The sequence below is a fragment of the Frondihabitans sp. GW821-FHT04F02 genome, from assembly GCF_059420045.1.
On sequence record NZ_JBWKSZ010000004.1, the window covers coordinates 321605 to 338067 of the forward strand.

Consider the following 16463-nt stretch of genomic DNA (forward strand, 5'->3'; position numbering starts at 1 on the left):
ATGACCATGACCTTCGGGCACACCGCCCAGCGCAGCGCCTACGAGCGCGAGGCCATCCTCTCGGCGACGCCGACCCGGCTCCTCACCATGCTGTACGACCGCCTCCTCCTCGACCTCGGCCGGGCAGAAGCGGCACAGGGCGCAGGATCCTGGGCCACCGCCTCCGAGAACCTCCTCCACGCCCAGGCCATCGTCTCCGAGCTCACCACGTCGCTCCGCGTCGAGCTCTGGGAGGGCGGCGTCGAGCTCCAGGCCCTGTACACCTACGTGTCGGTCGCCCTCGTCAACGCCAACGTGCGCCGCAACGTCGAGCTGACCCGCGAGGCCATCGGCCTCCTCGAGCCGCTCCGCCAGGCGTGGCACGAGGCCGCCGCCTCGATCCCGGCCGCGGGTGCCGCCACGATCGACACCCCCACCTACCTGGGCGGGAGCCTCGGCGTTGCCTAGGTCGGAAGAGACCCGTCAGGCCTGGCTCGACGCGCTCGCCGAGATGGAGGCCGTCGCCGGCGCCTCGGGCGACAGCGCCTACGCCCCCTCGGCGTGGACCCCCCAGGCCGACCTCGGCCCGCTGCCCGCCGACCTCGTCGAGCGCGCCCGCGAGGTGCAGGACGCCCAGAAGTCCGCGATCCAGCGCGTGCTGGAGGCCCGCCGCACTGTGGTCAAGCACCTGGCCGCACTGAAATCGGTTCCTGCAGCGCGGGATTCCGATCGCGCGGTCTATCTCGACGCCACCGGCTGAATCTTCTTGCCGCGACGCGTGTCGCGGCACCGGACCTCGGACAAGCCTCGGTCGTCCGGCGTCACGGCCCACGCCGCGGCGCCCTTCTTGCCGCGGCGCGGCGAGGTCTCTGGGGAACCCGGCCACCCCGAGTTCCTGCGCCCGGGGCTCGCTACTTGCGGGTCGACCAAAGCGACCACGCGACGAGCAGCGGCTGCCCGAGCAGGCGCAGCGCGCGCTTCTTGTCGGTGTCGAGCCCGAATGCGTCTTCGCGCTTGAGCAGCTGCGACAGGTTGCCGGGGAAGATCGCGGTGAAGAAGGTCGCCGCCAGGCTGCCGACCGCGCGCCGCTGGATGCCCGAGGCGATCGCCGCGCCGAGCGCCATCTCGACGACTCCCGAGGCGAGCACGACCTGGTCGATGGTCAGCGGGGTGTTGTCGGTGATCGACTTCGGCACCTGCGCCTGAAAGGGCTCGCGCGCGAAGGTGAGGTGCGAGGCGCCGGCGAAGACGAGGATGCCGCCGAGCAGGAGGCGTGCGGCGGTACGGGGAACGGACATCCGTCAATGATGCCCCCCGAAGACGGGGGCGGTCGGGAGCGAACCACCCCTAACGCCATCGCCTCACCCGGCCGATAGAGCACAGTGAGCACGGATCGCTCACCTCATCAGGCCACGGATCGGCCGCCCCGCCACTTGCAACCGCGAAGCGAGCCGACGTGCTGGAATCCGTGACCTCCCGAGCTCTGGAGAGCGCCCTCGACGGGCTCTCCCTGCGCCAGAAGGCGATCGCGAACAACATCGCGAACATCAACACCCCCGGCTACACCGCCGAGCGGGTCTCGTTCGAAGACGCCCTCGCGGCCTCCGTCAAGGCGGGCAGCGGTTCGACCACCGCCACCATGGCCCGCTCGCTCGAGCCCACCAACGAGGACGGCAACAACGTCAACCTCGACACCGAGACGCTCAGCAACACGACGACGGTGCTCCAGTACCAGTTCGCCACCCAGGCCGAGAACAACGTGCTCACCAGCGTCCGCTCCGTTCTGAGGAGCAGCTGATGGGCATGTTCGACGCGATCGGGATCGCGAGCACGGGCCTCACCGTCCACCGCAAGTGGATGGACGCCATCTCGGACAACATCGCCAACGTCAACACCGTCAAGCCGATGTCGGAGGCCGCCTTCCAGGCGCGCTATGTCGAGGTGCAGGAGGGTGACGGCGTCTCGGGCGTCTACGTCAAGGGAGCTGCGTTCGGCAGCGCCGCCGGCCGGGTCACGTACTCGCCCGACGACCCCCAGGCCGACAAGAACGGCTACGTCCGGATGCCCGACGTCGACCTCGGCACCCAGATGGCCGACCTGATCATGGCCCAGCGCGGCTACCAGGCGAACGCTGCGGTCGTCGACCGCGCGAAGACAAGCTACGAAGCAGCACTTGAGATCGGACGCAACTGATGCCCATTTACCCCGTCAACGGGACCTTCCCCGTCGGTTCGACCGCCCTCAACTCCGGCGTCTCGAACGTGGGCGCGACTCAGGACGCCTCGCAGATCAACGGCATGGACGCGACGCCGACCACCGGCGCCGGCAGCTTCGGCAACGTCATCGACGGCCTGCAGTCGCTGCAGGGCCAGTCGCAAGACCTGGCGGTCAAGGCCGTCACCGGCGACCTCGACGACGTCCACACCGCCACCATCGCGGCGACCCGCGCGCAGGTCACCCTCGAGCTCGTCTCCGCCGTCCGCAACAAGGGCGTCGACGCGTTCAACGAGATCATGAGGATGCAGGCCTGATGCCCCCCGCACTCCGCTCCATGCTGACCGGCCTGCAGAGCAAGATCCAGGCCTTCACCGTCGCCCAGCGCACTCTCGCCGTCATCGGCGTCGCAGTGCTCGTGCTCGGCGGCATCGCCCTCACCTCGTGGCTCACCAAGCCCTCGTACACGCCGCTCTTCACCGGCCTCGCCGCCACCGACGCGTCGTCGGTCGTCGACCAGCTCACCACCGACGGCGTCCCCTACCAGCTCACCGACGGCGGCTCCACGATCCTGGTGCCGCAGTCGCAGGTGTACGCCGAGCGCCTCAAAGCCGCATCGGCCGGCCTCCCCGCCGACAACTCGGGCGGCTACTCGCTGCTCGACACGATGGGCGTCACCTCGTCGGAGTTCCAGCAGAACGTCACCTACAAGCGCGCGATCGAGGGCGAGCTCGCCAAGACGATCATGGCCATGGACGGCATCCAGGCCGCCAGCGTCCAGCTCGCGATCCCCGCCGAGACCGTCTTCGCCGACGAGAAGACCGACCCCACGGCGTCGGTGTTCGTGCAGCCGAAGTCGGGCGTCACGCTGTCGACCGACCAGGTCGACGCGATCGTCCACCTCACCTCCGCCTCGATCGAGGGCATGAAGCCGACCGACGTCTCCGTCGTCGACGCCTCCGGCAACGTGCTCTCTGCCGTCGGCACCGGCACCACCGGCTCGTCGTCCAAGCAGTCCAGCGACTACGAGAGCCGCGTGCAGTCCAACGTCCAGGCGATGCTCGACAAGGTGCTCGGCGCCGGCAACTCGACCGTCGTCGTCGCCGCCGACATGAACCAGTCGTCGGGCACCAAGGTCACCGAGTCGTACACGGCTCCCACCGGCGGCGCGGCTCCGCTCAGCGAGTCCAGCACCAAGGAGTCCTACGGCAGCGGCGCAGGATCCGGCAGCACCGGCACGACCGGCGTCCTGGGCCCCGACAACATCGCCGTCCCCTCCGGCTCCGCATCCGACCCCTCCGCATCCGACCCCTCCGCGTCGGCCACCGACGGCGGCTACGTCAACGAGTCGGCGACCAAGAACAACGCCGTCGACAAGACCACCGAGACCACGTCGATCCCCGCGGGCCAGCTGACGAAGCAGACCATCTCGGTCGCCATCAACAGCTCGGTCGCCGGCGGCACCAGCCTCACCGCGATCTCGGACCTCGTCTCGAAGGCGGCCGGCGTCGACAAGACCCGCGGCGACTCCGTCAGCGTCCAGTCCGTGAGCTTCAGCACCACCGGTGCCAAGGCCGCCGCCGCCGCTCTCAAGTCGGCGAACGCCCAGGCCGCCGCCGACAGCAAGAACTCGCTGATCAAGACGGCCGCCACCATCGGCGGAATCGCGATCCCGCTGCTCATCGCCCTCTTCCTGCTGACCCGCCGCGGTCGCAAGCAGGAGCGCGAGGACATCGACCTCGGCGAGATCTCGTCGGTCGCGACCACCTGGCCCGGCGACGCCGAGACCAAGCAGATGGCTCTCGACGCCGCCGAGCAGCGCCGCCTCCTCGAGGCCTCGCAGCCCCGCACGGCTGTGACCGCGCAGATCCCGTCGCTCGACCCCGAGGGCGCCTCGATGGAGCGCAAGCGCGCCGAGATCGACGCCCTGGCCGCCTCCGACCCCGACCGCACCGCCGAGCTGCTCCGCGGGCTCCTCGATGACAGGCAGCCGGTATGAGCCCCGTCACCAAGGCGGCCGAGCTGACCGGCGCCCAGAAGGTCGCCGTCATCCTCATGCAGATGGACCAGGTCCGCGCGGCCGCCGTCATGCAGAAGTTCAGCGAGGCCGAGGCCGACGAGATCACGGCCGAGCTGGTCAAGATGCGCCGCGTCGAGTCGTCCGTCGCCGACGAGGCCGTGGGCGAGTTCCACGACCTCACCACGCAGGGTCGTCTGACCCGCCGCGGCGGCCGCGACTTCGCCGTCGGGCTGCTCGAGGCGTCGTTCGGTTCCGAGAAGGCCGCCGGCGTCATGGAGCGCCTCGCGTCGTCCATGGCCGGCCGCTCGTTCGAGTTCCTCGAGGCCGCCGACTCCGGCCAGCTGCTCACCCTCCTCGACGGCGAGCTGCCCCAGACCATCGCCCTCGTGCTCGCGCACCTCGCCGCCGACCAGGCGTCGGCCGTGCTCGTCGGCCTCGACGTGTCGCTCCGCACCGACGTCGCGCAGGCCATCGCCACGATGGGCACCGCCACCCCCGAGGCCGTCGGGATCGTCGCGCAGACCCTCAAGGTCCGCGCCGGCGCCGTCGTCGCCCCGCGCGAGCAGGTCGAGGCCGTCGGAGGCATCCAGCCCCTCGTCGACATCATCAACCGCTCCGACGCGGCCACCGAGCGCATCCTCCTCGAGGGCCTCGAGGCGCGCGACCCGGCGCTCGCCGAAGAGGTTCGCTCGCGCATGCTCACCTTCGTCGACATCGTCAAGCTCGACGCCCGCGACGTGCAGCAGGTGCTGCGCGGCATCGACGCGGCCGTGCTCGCGATCGCCATGAAGGGCGCTCCCGAGGCCGTCACCGAGGTCATCCGCGCGAACGTGTCGGAGCGCAACCGCGAGCTCCTGGACGACGAGATCCGCGCCGCCGGCCCGGTCCGCATGTCGCAGGTCGAAGAGGCCCGCGCCTCGGTCGTCACCGCGATCCGCGAGCTCGAGGCCCAGGGCGCGATCACCGTGCAGCGCGGCGACGAGGAGGCCCTCGTTGAGTAGCTTCGTCCAGGCGGCGTTCCCCGTCCTCCGCAACCCGATCACCGCCGCACGCGAGAACGAGGCGTCCGAGCGCGGTCACGCCGCGGGCTACGCGGCCGGCCTCCGCGCCGCCGCCGCCGAGACGGCCGCCCTCCGCGCGCAGCTCGTCGCCGAGCGCGACGCCGCCGTGGCGCAGGCCGACGCGCGCTCCGCCGCGGCCGCCGCCATCATGGTGGCGTCGGCGCGAGCCATCGACGACCGCCAGACGGCGCTCCGCACCGAAGCGCAGGAGACCCTGCTGGTCACCTCGCTCCAGCTGGCGGCGGCGATCCTCGGCTACGAGGTCGAGACCAATCCGTCGTCGACCGTCATCGCCGCGCTCACGCGGGCCCTGTCGGACGTCGACCCCGCCGACGTGGTCGTCGTGCGCCTGAACCCGTCCGACCTCTCCCTCCTCGACGGCCAGGCCGACTCGCTCGGCGTGAAGCTCGTCGCCGACCCGTCGCTCGGCCGCGGCGACGCCCAGGCCGACCTGCGCGCCGGCTTCATCGACGCCGCGCTCTCGACCGCGCTCGCCCGCGCCGAGCAGGCGCTGACGGGCGCGCAGCCGGCCACCGGGGGAGTCGCGTGAGCATCGCCACCCTCGACATCGCACCCCGTCTGGCGGAGGCGTCGCGCGCTGCGCGACCCCTGCGCATCGGCGTGGTGTCGAGCGTCGTCGGCCTCGGCATCGGCGTGTCCGGACTCGACGTCGCCATCGGCGACCTCGTCTCGGTCGGCGACCCGATCGTCGGACCCGCCGGCCTGCCGGAGGAGCGCATCGCCGAGGTCGTCGCTGCCACCCGCGACGGCGTCCGCATCATGCCCCTCGCGCCGATGACCGGCGTCCGCTCGGGAATGGCGGTCCGCCCCACCGGCCGCCCCATCCTCGTGCCGACCGGCCGCGGCCTGTTCGGGCGCGTGCTCGACGGACTCGGCCGCCCGATCGACGGCAAGGGCCCGCTGCAGTTCGACGAGCTCGTGCCCGTCGACCACGCGACGCCCAACTCGATGCAGCGCGCCCGCATCGACACGCCCCTTCAGCTCGGCGTCCGCGCCCTCGACACGCTCACCACCGCCGGCCGCGGCCAGCGCATGGGCCTGTTCGCGGGCTCCGGCGTCGGGAAGTCGTCGCTGCTGTCGATGATCGCCCGAGGCACGGATGCCGAGGTCAGCGTGATCGCCCTGATCGGCGAGCGCGGACGAGAGGTGCGCGAGTTCCTGGAAGACGATCTCGGCCCGGAGGGCCTCGCGCGCTCGGTCGTCGTCGTCTCGACCTCCGACGAGCCCGCGCTGATGCGCCTGCGTGCCGCCTTCGTGGCGACCCGCATCGCGGAGTCGTTCCGCGACACCGGCTCGGACGTCGTGCTGATGATGGACTCGCTCACCCGCGTGGCCATGGCCCAGCGCGAGATCGGCCTCTCGGTCGGCGAGCCGCCGGCGACCCGGGGCTACCCGCCGTCGACGTTCTCGACGCTCGCCAACCTGCTCGAGCGCGCCGGCACCGACGTGCAGGGCTCGGTCACCGGCCTCTATACCGTGCTCGTGGACGGCGACGACCACAACGAGCCGATCGCCGACGCCGCCCGCAGCATCCTCGACGGCCACGTCGTCCTCGACCGGAAGCTCGCGGTCACCGGCCACTTCCCGTCGATCGACGTACTCGGCTCGATCTCGCGCGTGGCCTCGAAGGTCATCACGAGGGAGCAGACGGCCGCCGCGAAGCACCTCCGCATGGTCATGGCCGCTCGTCGCGCCGCCCAGGACCTCATCGACGTGGGCGCCTACCAGTCGGGATCGAACCCGCTGGTCGACGCGGCCGTCGCGCACCAGGGCGAGATCGACCGCTTCCTGCAGCAGACGATGGACGACCAGACGCCGTCCGAAGCCGCCTGGGCGCAGCTCATCGCGCTCGCCCGCACGCTGGGGGCCGCCCTGTGAAGACGTTCTCGCTCGCCGGCCTCCTCCGAGTCCGGCACGCCCAGCAGCAGAAGGCGCTGGCCGAGCTCTCTCAGGCCAACCAACGCATCCGCGACGTGGCCGAGCGCCGCGCCCGCGCCGAGCGCACCCTCGAGGACGCCGCCGGCAGGAACGCGATCATCACCGACGCCGCCACCCTCACCGCTGTCGCGGCGGCCCGGGCCTCGACCCGCGGCATGATCGCCGAGCTCGACGCCGTCGCCGACGCCCACCGTGTCGCCGCCGCGGAGGCGCAGGTCGAGTTCAACGCCGCCCGCGCCCGCTCCGTCGCCCTCGAGAAGCTCGAGGAGCGCCACCTGCTCGCCGAGCGCGAGAAGGACCTCCGCGACGAGCAGCTCGCTCTCGACGAGATCGCCACCAACCGTTTCCGACCCGCCGACCAGGAGGAGCTGTCATGAGCGTCACCGACGTCCTCTCTCGGATCTCCCAGATCCAGAGCACCATCGCCGAGATCCAGTCCGGCCTGCCGTCGTCCACCTCGTCGACCGCCTCGACCGACGGCGCCTCGACGTTCGCGTCCGCGCTCGCCGCGGCCGGAGCCACGACCGACGCGACCGCGACGACCGCGACCAGCACCGACGCGCTCGACTCGACCGCGGGTACGGCGGCCACGCCGGCGAGCCCGACCGGGGGCCTCGTCGCCAACGGCGTCACCGGCGCCGACGTGGTGGCCGACGCCAAGAAGTACCTCGGCGTGCCCTACGTGTTCGGCGGCACCACGACCAGCGGGATGGACTGCTCCGGCCTCGTCCAGACCGTCTTCAAGGACCTCGGCATCACCATGCCGCGCGTCGTGCCCGACCAGGCGAACATGGGCGTCAAGGTGCCCGACCTCGCCCACGCGAAGGCCGGCGACATCATCACCACCAAGGACGAGGGTCACATCGTGATCTACCTCGGCGACGGCAAGATCCTCCACGCGCCGCGCCCCGGAAAGGACGTCAGGATCATCGACAACTACCTCACGGACGCCGACATCGGAGAGATCCGCCGCATCGTCCCCTCGACCGCCGCCACGACGCAGCCCGTCTCCGGCAGCTCGTCGAAGTCCGATCTCGTCAACGCCGCGCTCCAGCAGCTCATGGCCTCCTCGGGGAGCGCCGCGTGAGCCCGGCGATGCCGTCGGTCGCCGACGCGCTCACCGCGGCGCCCGCGCGTCCTGGCTCGTCGTCGTCCGCCGACTCGCCGGCGTCCGCCGCCTCGTTCGGCGACGCGATGCAGGGTGCAGCGGCTCCGGCGCGCGATGCCGCGGGCAAGGGCGGTCAGGCTGCCGCAGGCTCGCCCGGGGCTGGTTCCGGCGCTGCTGGTTCGGCTTCTGCCGGTCCCGCCGCTGGCCCTTCCGCTTCGGCTTCCGGCCGCGCCGCTTCGGGCGAGGCCGCGAAGGCCGTCACGCCGCGCGACCACGCGCCGCGGGACGCGTCCACGAGCGAAGACGGGAGCCCGGACGCGAAAGACGACGCGGCCCCGATCGCCGTCCCCGCCGGGCTGGCAATTCAGGGTTCGAGCGTCGCACCCGTCGTGCTCGCCGCCCTGGCGTCGGCTGCAGCGAGCACCGCCCCTGAGTTGTCGACGGCGGCAGCGCCCACCAGCACCGCGCCGTCCGGCGGCCCCGTTCCGCTCGCGGCCGCCCCTGCCTCCGCAGGCCTCGCGGCGATTCAGGCTCGAGGCGCGCAGCTCGCCGGCGCCGCCCCGCAGTCCGCCGCCGCCGCGGGCATCGCCCCTGAGTTGTCGACCGGCACCGCGTCGTCGACCGGCACCGCGTCGTCGGTTGTCGCGCCGACGGCCTCCGCCGCGCCGGCCGCCGCCCTAGCCGCCGCGCCGGCCGCCCTAGCCGCCGCGCCGGCCGCTCTCGCCGCCGCCGCCCCGTCGACAACTCAGGGTCGAAGCACGGTCGCCGCCGTCACGAGCCCGGTCGGCGCACCCGTCGCGAGCACCGCCCCTGAGTTCTCGACGGCCGCAGCGCCGAGCGCCATCGCGCCGACCAGCGCAGCATCGATCGGTGCCGCGTCGATCGGCGCCGCTTCGACCGCCGCCGCTTCGATGGCCGCAGCGCCGACTGCCCCGGCCCCGACCGCAGCCCCGCCCGCCGCCACCGCGACGACCGCGGCCGCCACCGCTATGCCCGCGACCGGCTCGGCCGCCGCCGCCGGCCCGACCTCGACGGCCGCTGCCCTCGCCGCCGCGCCGACCACGGCACCCCCGGCCGACGGCCCCGTCGTCCGCACCGCCGACGCGGCCTCCGCTGCCGTCCAGTCCGCCGCCTCCGGCGCCTCCCCCCAGGGCCAGCCCGGCTCGGGCCAGGCCGCACAGGGCCAGTCCGGCTCCGGCCTGCCGGCCGCCGTCGCGCCGGCGGCCCCGGCCGCGCAGGGCACGGCGGCCGTCGCCGTCGACTCCGCCGCCGCGTTCGCACAGGTCCAGCAGACCGCCCCCGCCGCGCCGTCGGCCGCCGCCCCTTCGGGAGCCCCTGCCGCCCCGATGCCCCTGCACACGCAGCTCGCCCGCCCGGTGTTCACGCTCGCTGCCGCCGGAAGCGGCGACCACGTCGTGACCGTGCAGCTCTCGCCGGACGCCCTGGGCCCGATGACGGTCCGCGCGCACGTCAGTGCGCAGGGGATGCACGTCGAGCTGTTCGCGCAGTCGGAGGCCGGCCGCGATGCGGTGCGCGGGATCCTGCCGGATCTCCGTCGCGACCTGCAGTCGGCCGGCCTCCAGTCGAGCGTCGACCTCTCGAGCCAGAACCAGCCGCAGCAGCAGGCCGCGGGCGCGTTCGGCCAGGGCGCCGGCCAGTCGGATCGCTCCGGAGAAGCTACCGAATCCCGCGCGACTGCCGATAGTCAGAGCGAAGACACCTCTGTCGCCGCGCCCCGCGCACTGCACCCCACCTCCTCCTCCATCGACGTGATGGCCTGAAAGGACTACCGAATGGCACTCGACGGCATCACCGGAACGGTCTCCACGTCCGTTCCCGCCACCAGCACCACTTCGACGGCCCGCACGCCGAAGCAGTCGATGGACAGCGAGATGTTCCTGCAGCTGCTCGTCTCGCAGCTGCAGAACCAGGACCCGTCGTCGCCGATGGACACCAACGCCATGATCAGCCAGACCACGCAGCTGGCGATGATGGAGCAGGTCACGAACAACACGACGACCGGCAACGAGAACTTCTCGCTCCAGATGCGGATCTCGGCCGCGAACCTCGTCGGCAAGCAGGTCACGTACGACGACGCGTCGGGTACCTCGGTGACCGGCACGGCCGCGTCGGTGTCGTTCGCCGGCAGCGTGCCGACGGTGAGCGTCGGCGGCAAGGACGTCCCCCTCGACTCCATCTCGGGAATCGTCGATAAGTCGGCGGCGACCAGCACGACCCCCTGACGCACAGCACCACCACAGACCCCGCTCCACCTCGGCTGCCACGGACGGCGACCGGCATCACGGCCACGGAAGGCCGCTTCACACACACTTCCTTCCTTTCGAAAGGCCCTCCCATGCTCCGCTCGCTCTACTCCGGCATCGCCGGCCTCCGCGCCCACCAGACCATGCTCGACGTCACCGGCAACAACATCGCCAACGTCAACACGGTCGGCTTCAAGTCGTCGTCGACGGTGTTCCAGGACACCCTGTCGCAGATCACCCACGGCGCCGGCGGCGCCCAGGAGGGTCTCGGCGGCACGAACCCCGCCCAGGTCGGCCTCGGCGTGCAGGTCGCCGGCATCACCACCAACTTCTCGCAGGGCTCGGCCCAGGCGACCGGCAAGGCGACCGACCTGATGATCTCGGGCGACGGCTTCTTCGTCACCCGCAACGGCAACGAGAGCGTCTACACCCGCGCCGGCTCGTTCGACTTCGACAGCCAGGGCCGCCTCACCACCACCGACGGCAAGATCGTCCAGGGCTACCCCGCGACCGACGGCGTCGTCAACACCAACGGCGGCCTGGCCGACATCATGCTGCCCGTCGGCGCCACCTCGGCCGCCCAGGAGACCACCTCCGCGAAGGTCGGCGGCAACCTCCCGGGCGACGCCGCCACCGGCACCGTCATCACGCGCGACGTCGACGCCTACGACAAGCAGGGCACCAAGCACACGCTGACCCTCGACTTCACGAAGACCGCCGCCGGCTGGGACGTCGCCGGCGACGACGGCCAGGGCAACAAGGGCACCACCTCGCTGGCCTTCGCCAACGGCAAGCAGACCACCTCCGGCTCGCTGACCGTCGGCGACATCACCACCGACATGTCGTCGCTCACCGGCTTCGCCACCCTCTCGACCGTCGCCGTCTCGGACGTCAACGGCCGCCAGGCCGGCACGCTCAACGGCTACACGATCTCGGCCGACGGAACCCTCGTCGGCTCCTTCTCGAACGGCACCACCTCGAAGCTCGGCCAGATCGCGCTCGCCACCTTCACGAACCCGGCCGGCCTCGAGAAGGTCGGCAACTCCGGCTACGTCGTGTCGTCGAACTCGGGCGCGATGGCCCTCGGCGCCCCCGGCCAGCCCGGCCGCGGCGCCCTCGCCGGCGGCACGCTCGAGATGTCGAACGTCGACCTCTCGCAGGAGTTCACGAACCTGATCGTCGCCCAGCGCGGCTTCCAGGCCAACGCCCGCATCATCACGACCTCCGACGAGGTGCTGCAGGAGCTCACGAACCTCAAGCGCTAGACGGGATAGCGCAGGAACTGCAGATGGCCGGCTTCGTCACGAAGCCGGCCATCTGCAGTTCCTGCCCCGTAAAACCACCGGAAAAAGAGGCGCACGAACCTAACGCCCCCTCATCTCCGGCCGATAGTGAGTAGTAGCAGCGCAGGAAGCGCTCTTCGCGGGACACGGATGGACCGCGAGAATCAGACCTAGGACGGGCCCATGATCGTCGTCACACGACTCAATGACAGTCAGTTCGCGATCAACCCCGACTTGATCGAGCGAATCCACGAGAACCCCGACACCACCCTCGTGATGGTGGACGGAGCGAAGTTCATCGTCACCGAGACGATGGCCGAGGTGATCGAGCTGGTAGCGCGCTACCGCTCTCGCATCGTGTCGCTCGCGTACGACGAGAAGCCGGCTTCGCCGCCTCAGCGCACGCTGGGTCTCGTCACGACCGGCTCCTTCGAGAAGAGGGGCGAGCGCTGATGGATCCCGCAATGCTCATCGGCCTGGTGCTCGCCTTCGGCGCACTGGTCGGCATGATGACGATCGAGCACGTCTCGATCATGTCCATCTTCCTTCCGGGGCCGCTGGTGCTGGTCTTCGGCACGACGCTCGGCGTCGGCATCGCCTCGGGTGCCCTGAAAGACACGATCAACTCGTTCAAGTCGATCCTCCCGTCGATCCTGGCGAAGAAGGCCAACCCCACGAAGGCCATCGACGACCTGGTCGCCATCTCGGAGAAGGCGCGGGCCAACGGCCTGCTCGCCCTCGAGCAGGAGGCCGAGGGCGTCGACGACCCGTTCCTGAAGGGCGCGCTGCAGAGCGTCGCCGACGGCACCGACGGCGACGAGCTCCGCGAGCTGCTCGAAGACGAGATCCAGGGCCGCACCGCGCAGTGGCGCCAGGCCGCCCGCTTCTTCATGACGCTGGGCGGGTTCGCCCCCACCGTCGGCATCATCGGCACCGTCGTCTCGCTGACCCACGTGCTCGAGAACCTCTCGTCGCCCGACACCCTCGGCCCCCTCATCGCGTCGGCGTTCATCGCGACCCTGTGGGGTCTCATCAGCTCGAACCTGATCTGGCTGCCGATCGCCGGCCGCATCAAGCGCATGATGGAGCTCGAGGTCACCCGGATGACGCTGCTCATGGAGGGCGTCCTCGCCATCCAGGAGGGCACGCAGCCGCGCCTGCTCGGAGCCCGCCTCCGCGCGATGGTGCCGAAGGTCGACCTCCCCGCCGAGGGCAAGACGGTCAAGTCGACCAAGGTGAGCGACAAAGAGGACGTCGCGGCGTGAGCAAGCGCAAGAAGCACGTCGAGGAGCACGACGAGCACCCCGACGAGCGCTGGATGGCGTCGTACATGGACATGATCACCGTGCTCATGTGCCTCTTCCTCGTGCTGTTCGCGATGTCGAGCGTCGACGCCCAGAAGTTCGCCGCCCTCAAGGAGTCCCTGGCGACCGGCTTCGGCCAGACCAAGTCGTCGCACGTCGACACCGCGTCGGGCACCGTCGTCGACAAGAAGGACGCCACGAAAGAGGGCGCCGGCTACTCGAAGTCCGACACCGACGCCAAGACCGCCGCCGCGGCGAACGGCGTCGCCGCGACCAACAGCGATGCATCGGGCGCCGGAACTGCGAAGGCCGCCGCCACCGCCAAGCAGCAGGCCGCTGCCGCCGCCGCCAAGGCCACCCCCGCCCAGCAGAAGGCGAACACCAAGGCGGCCGCCGCCGAGGTCGACGACCTCACCTCGATCAAGAAGGCCATCGCCGCACGTCTCGCCCAGGAGGGCCTGACGAACGACGTGCAGTTCACCCTCGACTCGCGCGGCCTGACAGTGCGGCTCGTCGGCTCCGAGACGTTCTTCGGATCGAACTCGGCCGACCTGTCGGCCATCGCCGACCAGGTCATGAACGCCATCTCCCCCGTGCTGAAGACAGCGGGCCACAACGTCTCGGTGGAGGGTCACGCCGACTCCCGAGCGTCGACCGCTCCGTATGCGACCAACTGGGAGCTGTCGGCGGCGCGTGCCACCGCGGTGCTCCGCGACCTCGTCGAGCGGGGCGGCATGCCGGCCGACCGGATCCAGTCCGTCGGCTACGGCTCGTCGCGGCCGCTGTCGAAGGGGTCGACCGACGCCGACATGGCCAAGAACCGCCGCGTCGACATCGTCGTGCTCTCGAACCAGAAGGACGACGTCAACGCGCTCATCCCCAAGATCGCCGCCGCGGAGGCCGCCGCGATGAAGTAGACGGCACCAAGTAGTAAACCAATCGAGATAAATCTCTAACGCCTGGTCGGGGTCGGCCGATAACTATTCACGTGACCCTCCTCGACCAGACAGCTCCGAGCACGCAGCGACCTGCGCGCTCGGTCGAGGTCTACGACTTCCGCCGCCCCACGACGCTCGCTCGTGAGCACTCGCGCGTGCTGGAGCTGGGCTTCGAGACCTTCGCGCGCCAGTGGGGGACGCAGCTGACCGCCAAGGTCCGCGTCATCTCGCAGGTGACCTGCGAGCAGGTCGAGATGACCACCTACGACGACTTCGCCGCGTCGCTCCCCGCCACGACCGCCATGGTTCTCTGCCCGCTCGACGGCGTGACGGCGAAGGCCGTCATCCAGTTCCCGTCGGCGGCCGCCCTCGGCTGGGTCACCCACATGCTCGGCGGCACCACCACCGCCGCGACAGTGCTCCCCGAGCGCAAGTTCACCCCGATCGAGCAGGCTCTCGTGCGTCGCCTCATGGACGACGCGCTCGAAGACCTCCGCTACTCGCTCGGCTCGCTCCTGGTCACCCCGATCTCGGTCGGCGGCTTCCAGTACAACTCGCAGTTCGCCCAGGCGGCCGCGAAGAGCGACCTCATGATCGTCGCCTCGTTCGAGATCCGCGTCGGCGAGGCCTCCGCGCCCGCCACGCTCGCGCTTCCCGCCGAGATCCTGCTGCCGCAGCTCGGCGAGACCAACCCGATGGCCACGACGGCGAACGCCCGCGAGCTCGTCGACGCGCAGCTCGCTCAGGTGCCGGTTGACGTCGGGCTGCAGTTCCTGCCCGCTCGGGTTCTGCCCTCGGCCGTGCTCGACCTCGCGGTCGGCGACCTCCTGGCCCTCCCGCACCCCGCGCACCGCCCGCTCGACGTCACCGTCGGCGGCATCCCCGTCGGTCGCGCCGCCGTCGGAGCCAACGGCTCCCGCCTCGCCGGCATCATCGTCACCACCGAAGAGAGACTCGCATGACCACCGCCACCGCTCTGCACTCGGCCGCCGCGTACGCGCTCGCCGACCTCCTGCCGTCGAGCACCCCGCTGTCGGTGCAGCCCACCGCGGCGGCCCCGGTCGGCGTCCTCGCCGACGCCGTCGTCTCGACGTTCGTCGGCGACGTGTCGGCCGACTTCGCGCTCGTCACCGAGCTCTCGGGCAGCGCCGCCGCCGGCCTGCCCGCCGCCGACCTGCTCCGCCCGGCCCTCGAGGCCGCCGCGAACGCACTCGGCGCCGGCGTGCTCGGCGAGGTCGTCGCCTCCGACGCGCAGGCGCTCGCCGCCGACTCCGAGAGCGTCGTCTTCGAGCTCGTCGACGCGGGTCGCCCGGTCGGCTGGTTCGTCGTCCGCATCCGCGAGTTCGGTGCCGTCGCCGGCACCGCACCCGCGTTCGTCGGCTCGGTCGCCGACAAGCTCGGCCGCATCAACAACGTCGAGATGGCGCTCACGGTCGAGATCGGCCGCACGCGCATGTCGGTCCGCGACGTGCTCGGCCTCGAGCCCGGCGCCGTCATCGAGCTCGACCGCTCAGCCGGCGCCCCCGCCGACGTCCTCCTCAACGGGCGCCTCATCGCCCACGGCGAGGTCGTCGTCGTCGACCAGGACTACGCCGTCCGCATCACGCAGATCCTCGACCTCGCGGACGGACAGATCTGACCGTGGACACCCTCTTCCTGGGCCTCCGGGTCGTCGTCTCCCTCGCCGCGGTGCTGGGCCTCCTCTGGTTCATCCAGAAGAAGGTCGCCGCGAAGACAGGGCGCGGCGCCAAGCAGGCCAAGCACGTCACCGTGGTGGCCCGCCAGGGCCTCTCGGGGAAGGCCTCCGTCGCAGTCGTCGACGTCGAGGGCATCCGGTACGTGCTCGGGGTCACCGAGACCCAGGTGAGCGTCCTCGGATCGGGCCAGGCGCCCGCCGACGCCAAGATCACGGCCATCGCGCCGGCCGTCGCCGCCACGACTGCGTCCGCGTTCGCGGACGTGCTCGACCAGACCCCGGCCCCCGCCGTCGAGACCGTCGTGCTCAGCCCCCGCCGCGCGGCCCGCGCTGCCGCCGCGGCTCCGGTCCCGGCTTCGCCGATCGCGGGATCCATCCTCTCCGCGAGCACCTGGAAGCAGGCCGCCGCCGCCATGAGAGCACAGAAGCGAGCATGACGACCACGCCCCTCCGCCGCTCCACGTGGGCCGCGGCTCCCACCAGTGCGCCCATTTTCCTCTTCGGGCCGGATACCTCCCGCGGCACCGGCCCTTCGACAGGCTCCGGTCGTCCGGCGTCACGTCCGGCATCCGGCCGCCTGTTCGGAGGCGAGCGCAGGAACTCGCGCCCCGCCCTCGTCGAGGCACTCCGCCAGGGC

General features: G+C 71.5%; 21 protein-coding genes. 20 read left to right on the plus strand and 1 reads right to left on the minus strand.

Features of this window, described 5'->3' with window-relative positions:
- Together fliS and AC07TY_RS13120 are read left to right on the plus strand one after the other, a co-directional pair.
- Nucleotides 1-447 (plus strand): flagellar export chaperone FliS, encoded by a 447-nt coding sequence (gene fliS / locus AC07TY_RS13115; protein WP_494785635.1) that lies wholly within the window; start codon nt 1-3, stop codon nt 445-447.
- On the plus strand, nt 440-739 hold the full coding sequence (locus AC07TY_RS13120; RefSeq protein ID WP_148061220.1) for a hypothetical protein: 300 nt from the start codon (nt 440-442) through the stop codon (nt 737-739). Before fliS ends, AC07TY_RS13120 begins: the two co-directional genes overlap by 8 nt.
- 151 nt (nt 740-890) lie before the next feature.
- Here the strand turns inward: AC07TY_RS13120 and AC07TY_RS13125 are convergent, their stop codons facing one another.
- Complete coding sequence (locus AC07TY_RS13125; protein ID WP_494785636.1) at nt 891-1277, minus strand: DoxX family protein; 387 nt, start codon at nt 1275-1277, stop codon at nt 891-893.
- 158 nt (nt 1278-1435) lie between these two features.
- On the opposite strand from AC07TY_RS13125, the gene AC07TY_RS13130 reads away from it, so the two are divergent.
- From AC07TY_RS13130 to AC07TY_RS13215, 18 genes are all read left to right on the plus strand, one after another.
- Complete coding sequence (locus tag AC07TY_RS13130; RefSeq protein WP_123506883.1) at nt 1436-1777, plus strand: flagellar basal body rod protein FlgB; 342 nt, start codon at nt 1436-1438, stop codon at nt 1775-1777.
- Complete coding sequence (locus AC07TY_RS13135) at nt 1777-2172, plus strand: flagellar basal body rod protein FlgC (RefSeq protein ID WP_494785637.1); 396 nt, start codon at nt 1777-1779, stop codon at nt 2170-2172. The genes AC07TY_RS13130 and AC07TY_RS13135 overlap by 1 nt, the downstream gene beginning before the upstream one ends.
- Nucleotides 2172-2510, plus strand: a complete 339-nt coding sequence (fliE, locus tag AC07TY_RS13140) for a flagellar hook-basal body complex protein FliE (protein ID WP_123506885.1) — start codon at nt 2172-2174, stop codon at nt 2508-2510. The genes AC07TY_RS13135 and fliE overlap by 1 nt, the downstream gene beginning before the upstream one ends.
- Nucleotides 2510-4192, plus strand: a complete 1683-nt coding sequence (fliF, locus tag AC07TY_RS13145; protein WP_494785638.1) for a flagellar basal-body MS-ring/collar protein FliF — start codon at nt 2510-2512, stop codon at nt 4190-4192. Before fliE ends, fliF begins: the two co-directional genes overlap by 1 nt.
- Nucleotides 4189-5214, plus strand: coding sequence for a flagellar motor switch protein FliG (gene fliG / locus AC07TY_RS13150; RefSeq protein WP_123506887.1), 1026 nt, complete (start codon nt 4189-4191; stop codon nt 5212-5214). The genes fliF and fliG overlap by 4 nt, the downstream gene beginning before the upstream one ends.
- Nucleotides 5207-5824: a FliH/SctL family protein gene (locus AC07TY_RS13155; protein ID WP_123506888.1), complete on the plus strand. Its 618-nt coding sequence runs from the start codon at nt 5207-5209 to the stop codon at nt 5822-5824. The genes fliG and AC07TY_RS13155 overlap by 8 nt, the downstream gene beginning before the upstream one ends.
- Nucleotides 5825-5826: 2 nt before the next feature.
- On the plus strand, nt 5827-7173 hold the full coding sequence (locus tag AC07TY_RS13160) for a FliI/YscN family ATPase (protein ID WP_494785738.1): 1347 nt from the start codon (nt 5827-5829) through the stop codon (nt 7171-7173).
- Complete coding sequence (locus AC07TY_RS13165) at nt 7170-7610, plus strand: flagellar FliJ family protein (RefSeq protein WP_494785639.1); 441 nt, start codon at nt 7170-7172, stop codon at nt 7608-7610. The genes AC07TY_RS13160 and AC07TY_RS13165 overlap by 4 nt, the downstream gene beginning before the upstream one ends.
- Nucleotides 7607-8320: a C40 family peptidase gene (locus AC07TY_RS13170; RefSeq protein WP_123506891.1), complete on the plus strand. Its 714-nt coding sequence runs from the start codon at nt 7607-7609 to the stop codon at nt 8318-8320. Before AC07TY_RS13165 ends, AC07TY_RS13170 begins: the two co-directional genes overlap by 4 nt.
- A complete protein-coding gene (locus AC07TY_RS13175) occupies nt 8317-10122 on the plus strand; it encodes a flagellar hook-length control protein FliK (protein WP_494785640.1) in 1806 nt (601 codons plus the stop codon). Before AC07TY_RS13170 ends, AC07TY_RS13175 begins: the two co-directional genes overlap by 4 nt.
- A 12-nt stretch (nt 10123-10134) precedes the next feature.
- On the plus strand, nt 10135-10584 hold the full coding sequence (locus tag AC07TY_RS13180) for a flagellar hook assembly protein FlgD (RefSeq protein ID WP_123506893.1): 450 nt from the start codon (nt 10135-10137) through the stop codon (nt 10582-10584).
- Nucleotides 10585-10697: 113 nt separating this feature from the next.
- Nucleotides 10698-11870, plus strand: coding sequence for a flagellar hook protein FlgE (locus AC07TY_RS13185; RefSeq protein ID WP_494785641.1), 1173 nt, complete (start codon nt 10698-10700; stop codon nt 11868-11870).
- A gap of 201 nt (nt 11871-12071) precedes the next feature.
- Nucleotides 12072-12341 (plus strand): flagellar FlbD family protein, encoded by a 270-nt coding sequence (locus tag AC07TY_RS13190; RefSeq protein ID WP_123506895.1) that lies wholly within the window; start codon nt 12072-12074, stop codon nt 12339-12341.
- Complete coding sequence (locus AC07TY_RS13195; RefSeq protein WP_488625371.1) at nt 12341-13153, plus strand: motility protein A; 813 nt, start codon at nt 12341-12343, stop codon at nt 13151-13153. The genes AC07TY_RS13190 and AC07TY_RS13195 overlap by 1 nt, the downstream gene beginning before the upstream one ends.
- 53 nt (nt 13154-13206) lie before the next feature.
- Nucleotides 13207-14109, plus strand: a complete 903-nt coding sequence (locus tag AC07TY_RS13200; RefSeq protein ID WP_123507114.1) for an OmpA/MotB family protein — start codon at nt 13207-13209, stop codon at nt 14107-14109.
- A gap of 71 nt (nt 14110-14180) precedes the next feature.
- Nucleotides 14181-15092, plus strand: coding sequence for a flagellar motor switch protein FliM (locus AC07TY_RS13205; RefSeq protein ID WP_123506897.1), 912 nt, complete (start codon nt 14181-14183; stop codon nt 15090-15092).
- Nucleotides 15089-15769: a flagellar motor switch protein FliN gene (gene fliN, locus AC07TY_RS13210; RefSeq protein WP_123506898.1), complete on the plus strand. Its 681-nt coding sequence runs from the start codon at nt 15089-15091 to the stop codon at nt 15767-15769. Before AC07TY_RS13205 ends, fliN begins: the two co-directional genes overlap by 4 nt.
- A 2-nt stretch (nt 15770-15771) precedes the next feature.
- Complete coding sequence (locus tag AC07TY_RS13215; RefSeq protein WP_494785642.1) at nt 15772-16263, plus strand: FliO/MopB family protein; 492 nt, start codon at nt 15772-15774, stop codon at nt 16261-16263.
- Nucleotides 16264-16463 lie beyond the last annotated feature (200 nt).

What these genes read in the sequence shown, in the direction of transcription:
- fliS (WP_494785635.1), top strand. Translation starts at nt 1, where the DNA reads ATGACCATGACCTTCGGGCACACCGCCCAGCGCAGCGCCTACGAGCGC.
- AC07TY_RS13125 (WP_494785636.1), bottom strand. Translation starts at nt 1,277, where the DNA reads ATGTCCGTTCCCCGTACCGCCGCACGCCTCCTGCTCGGCGGCATCCTC.
- AC07TY_RS13135 (WP_494785637.1), top strand. Translation starts at nt 1,777, where the DNA reads ATGGGCATGTTCGACGCGATCGGGATCGCGAGCACGGGCCTCACCGTC.
- fliE (WP_123506885.1), top strand. Translation starts at nt 2,172, where the DNA reads ATGCCCATTTACCCCGTCAACGGGACCTTCCCCGTCGGTTCGACCGCC.
- fliF (WP_494785638.1), top strand. Translation starts at nt 2,510, where the DNA reads ATGCCCCCCGCACTCCGCTCCATGCTGACCGGCCTGCAGAGCAAGATC.
- fliG (WP_123506887.1), top strand. Translation starts at nt 4,189, where the DNA reads ATGAGCCCCGTCACCAAGGCGGCCGAGCTGACCGGCGCCCAGAAGGTC.
- AC07TY_RS13170 (WP_123506891.1), top strand. Translation starts at nt 7,607, where the DNA reads ATGAGCGTCACCGACGTCCTCTCTCGGATCTCCCAGATCCAGAGCACC.
- AC07TY_RS13180 (WP_123506893.1), top strand. Translation starts at nt 10,135, where the DNA reads ATGGCACTCGACGGCATCACCGGAACGGTCTCCACGTCCGTTCCCGCC.
- AC07TY_RS13185 (WP_494785641.1), top strand. Translation starts at nt 10,698, where the DNA reads ATGCTCCGCTCGCTCTACTCCGGCATCGCCGGCCTCCGCGCCCACCAG.
- AC07TY_RS13190 (WP_123506895.1), top strand. Translation starts at nt 12,072, where the DNA reads ATGATCGTCGTCACACGACTCAATGACAGTCAGTTCGCGATCAACCCC.
- AC07TY_RS13195 (WP_488625371.1), top strand. Translation starts at nt 12,341, where the DNA reads ATGGATCCCGCAATGCTCATCGGCCTGGTGCTCGCCTTCGGCGCACTG.
- AC07TY_RS13200 (WP_123507114.1), top strand. Translation starts at nt 13,207, where the DNA reads ATGGCGTCGTACATGGACATGATCACCGTGCTCATGTGCCTCTTCCTC.
- fliN (WP_123506898.1), top strand. Translation starts at nt 15,089, where the DNA reads ATGACCACCGCCACCGCTCTGCACTCGGCCGCCGCGTACGCGCTCGCC.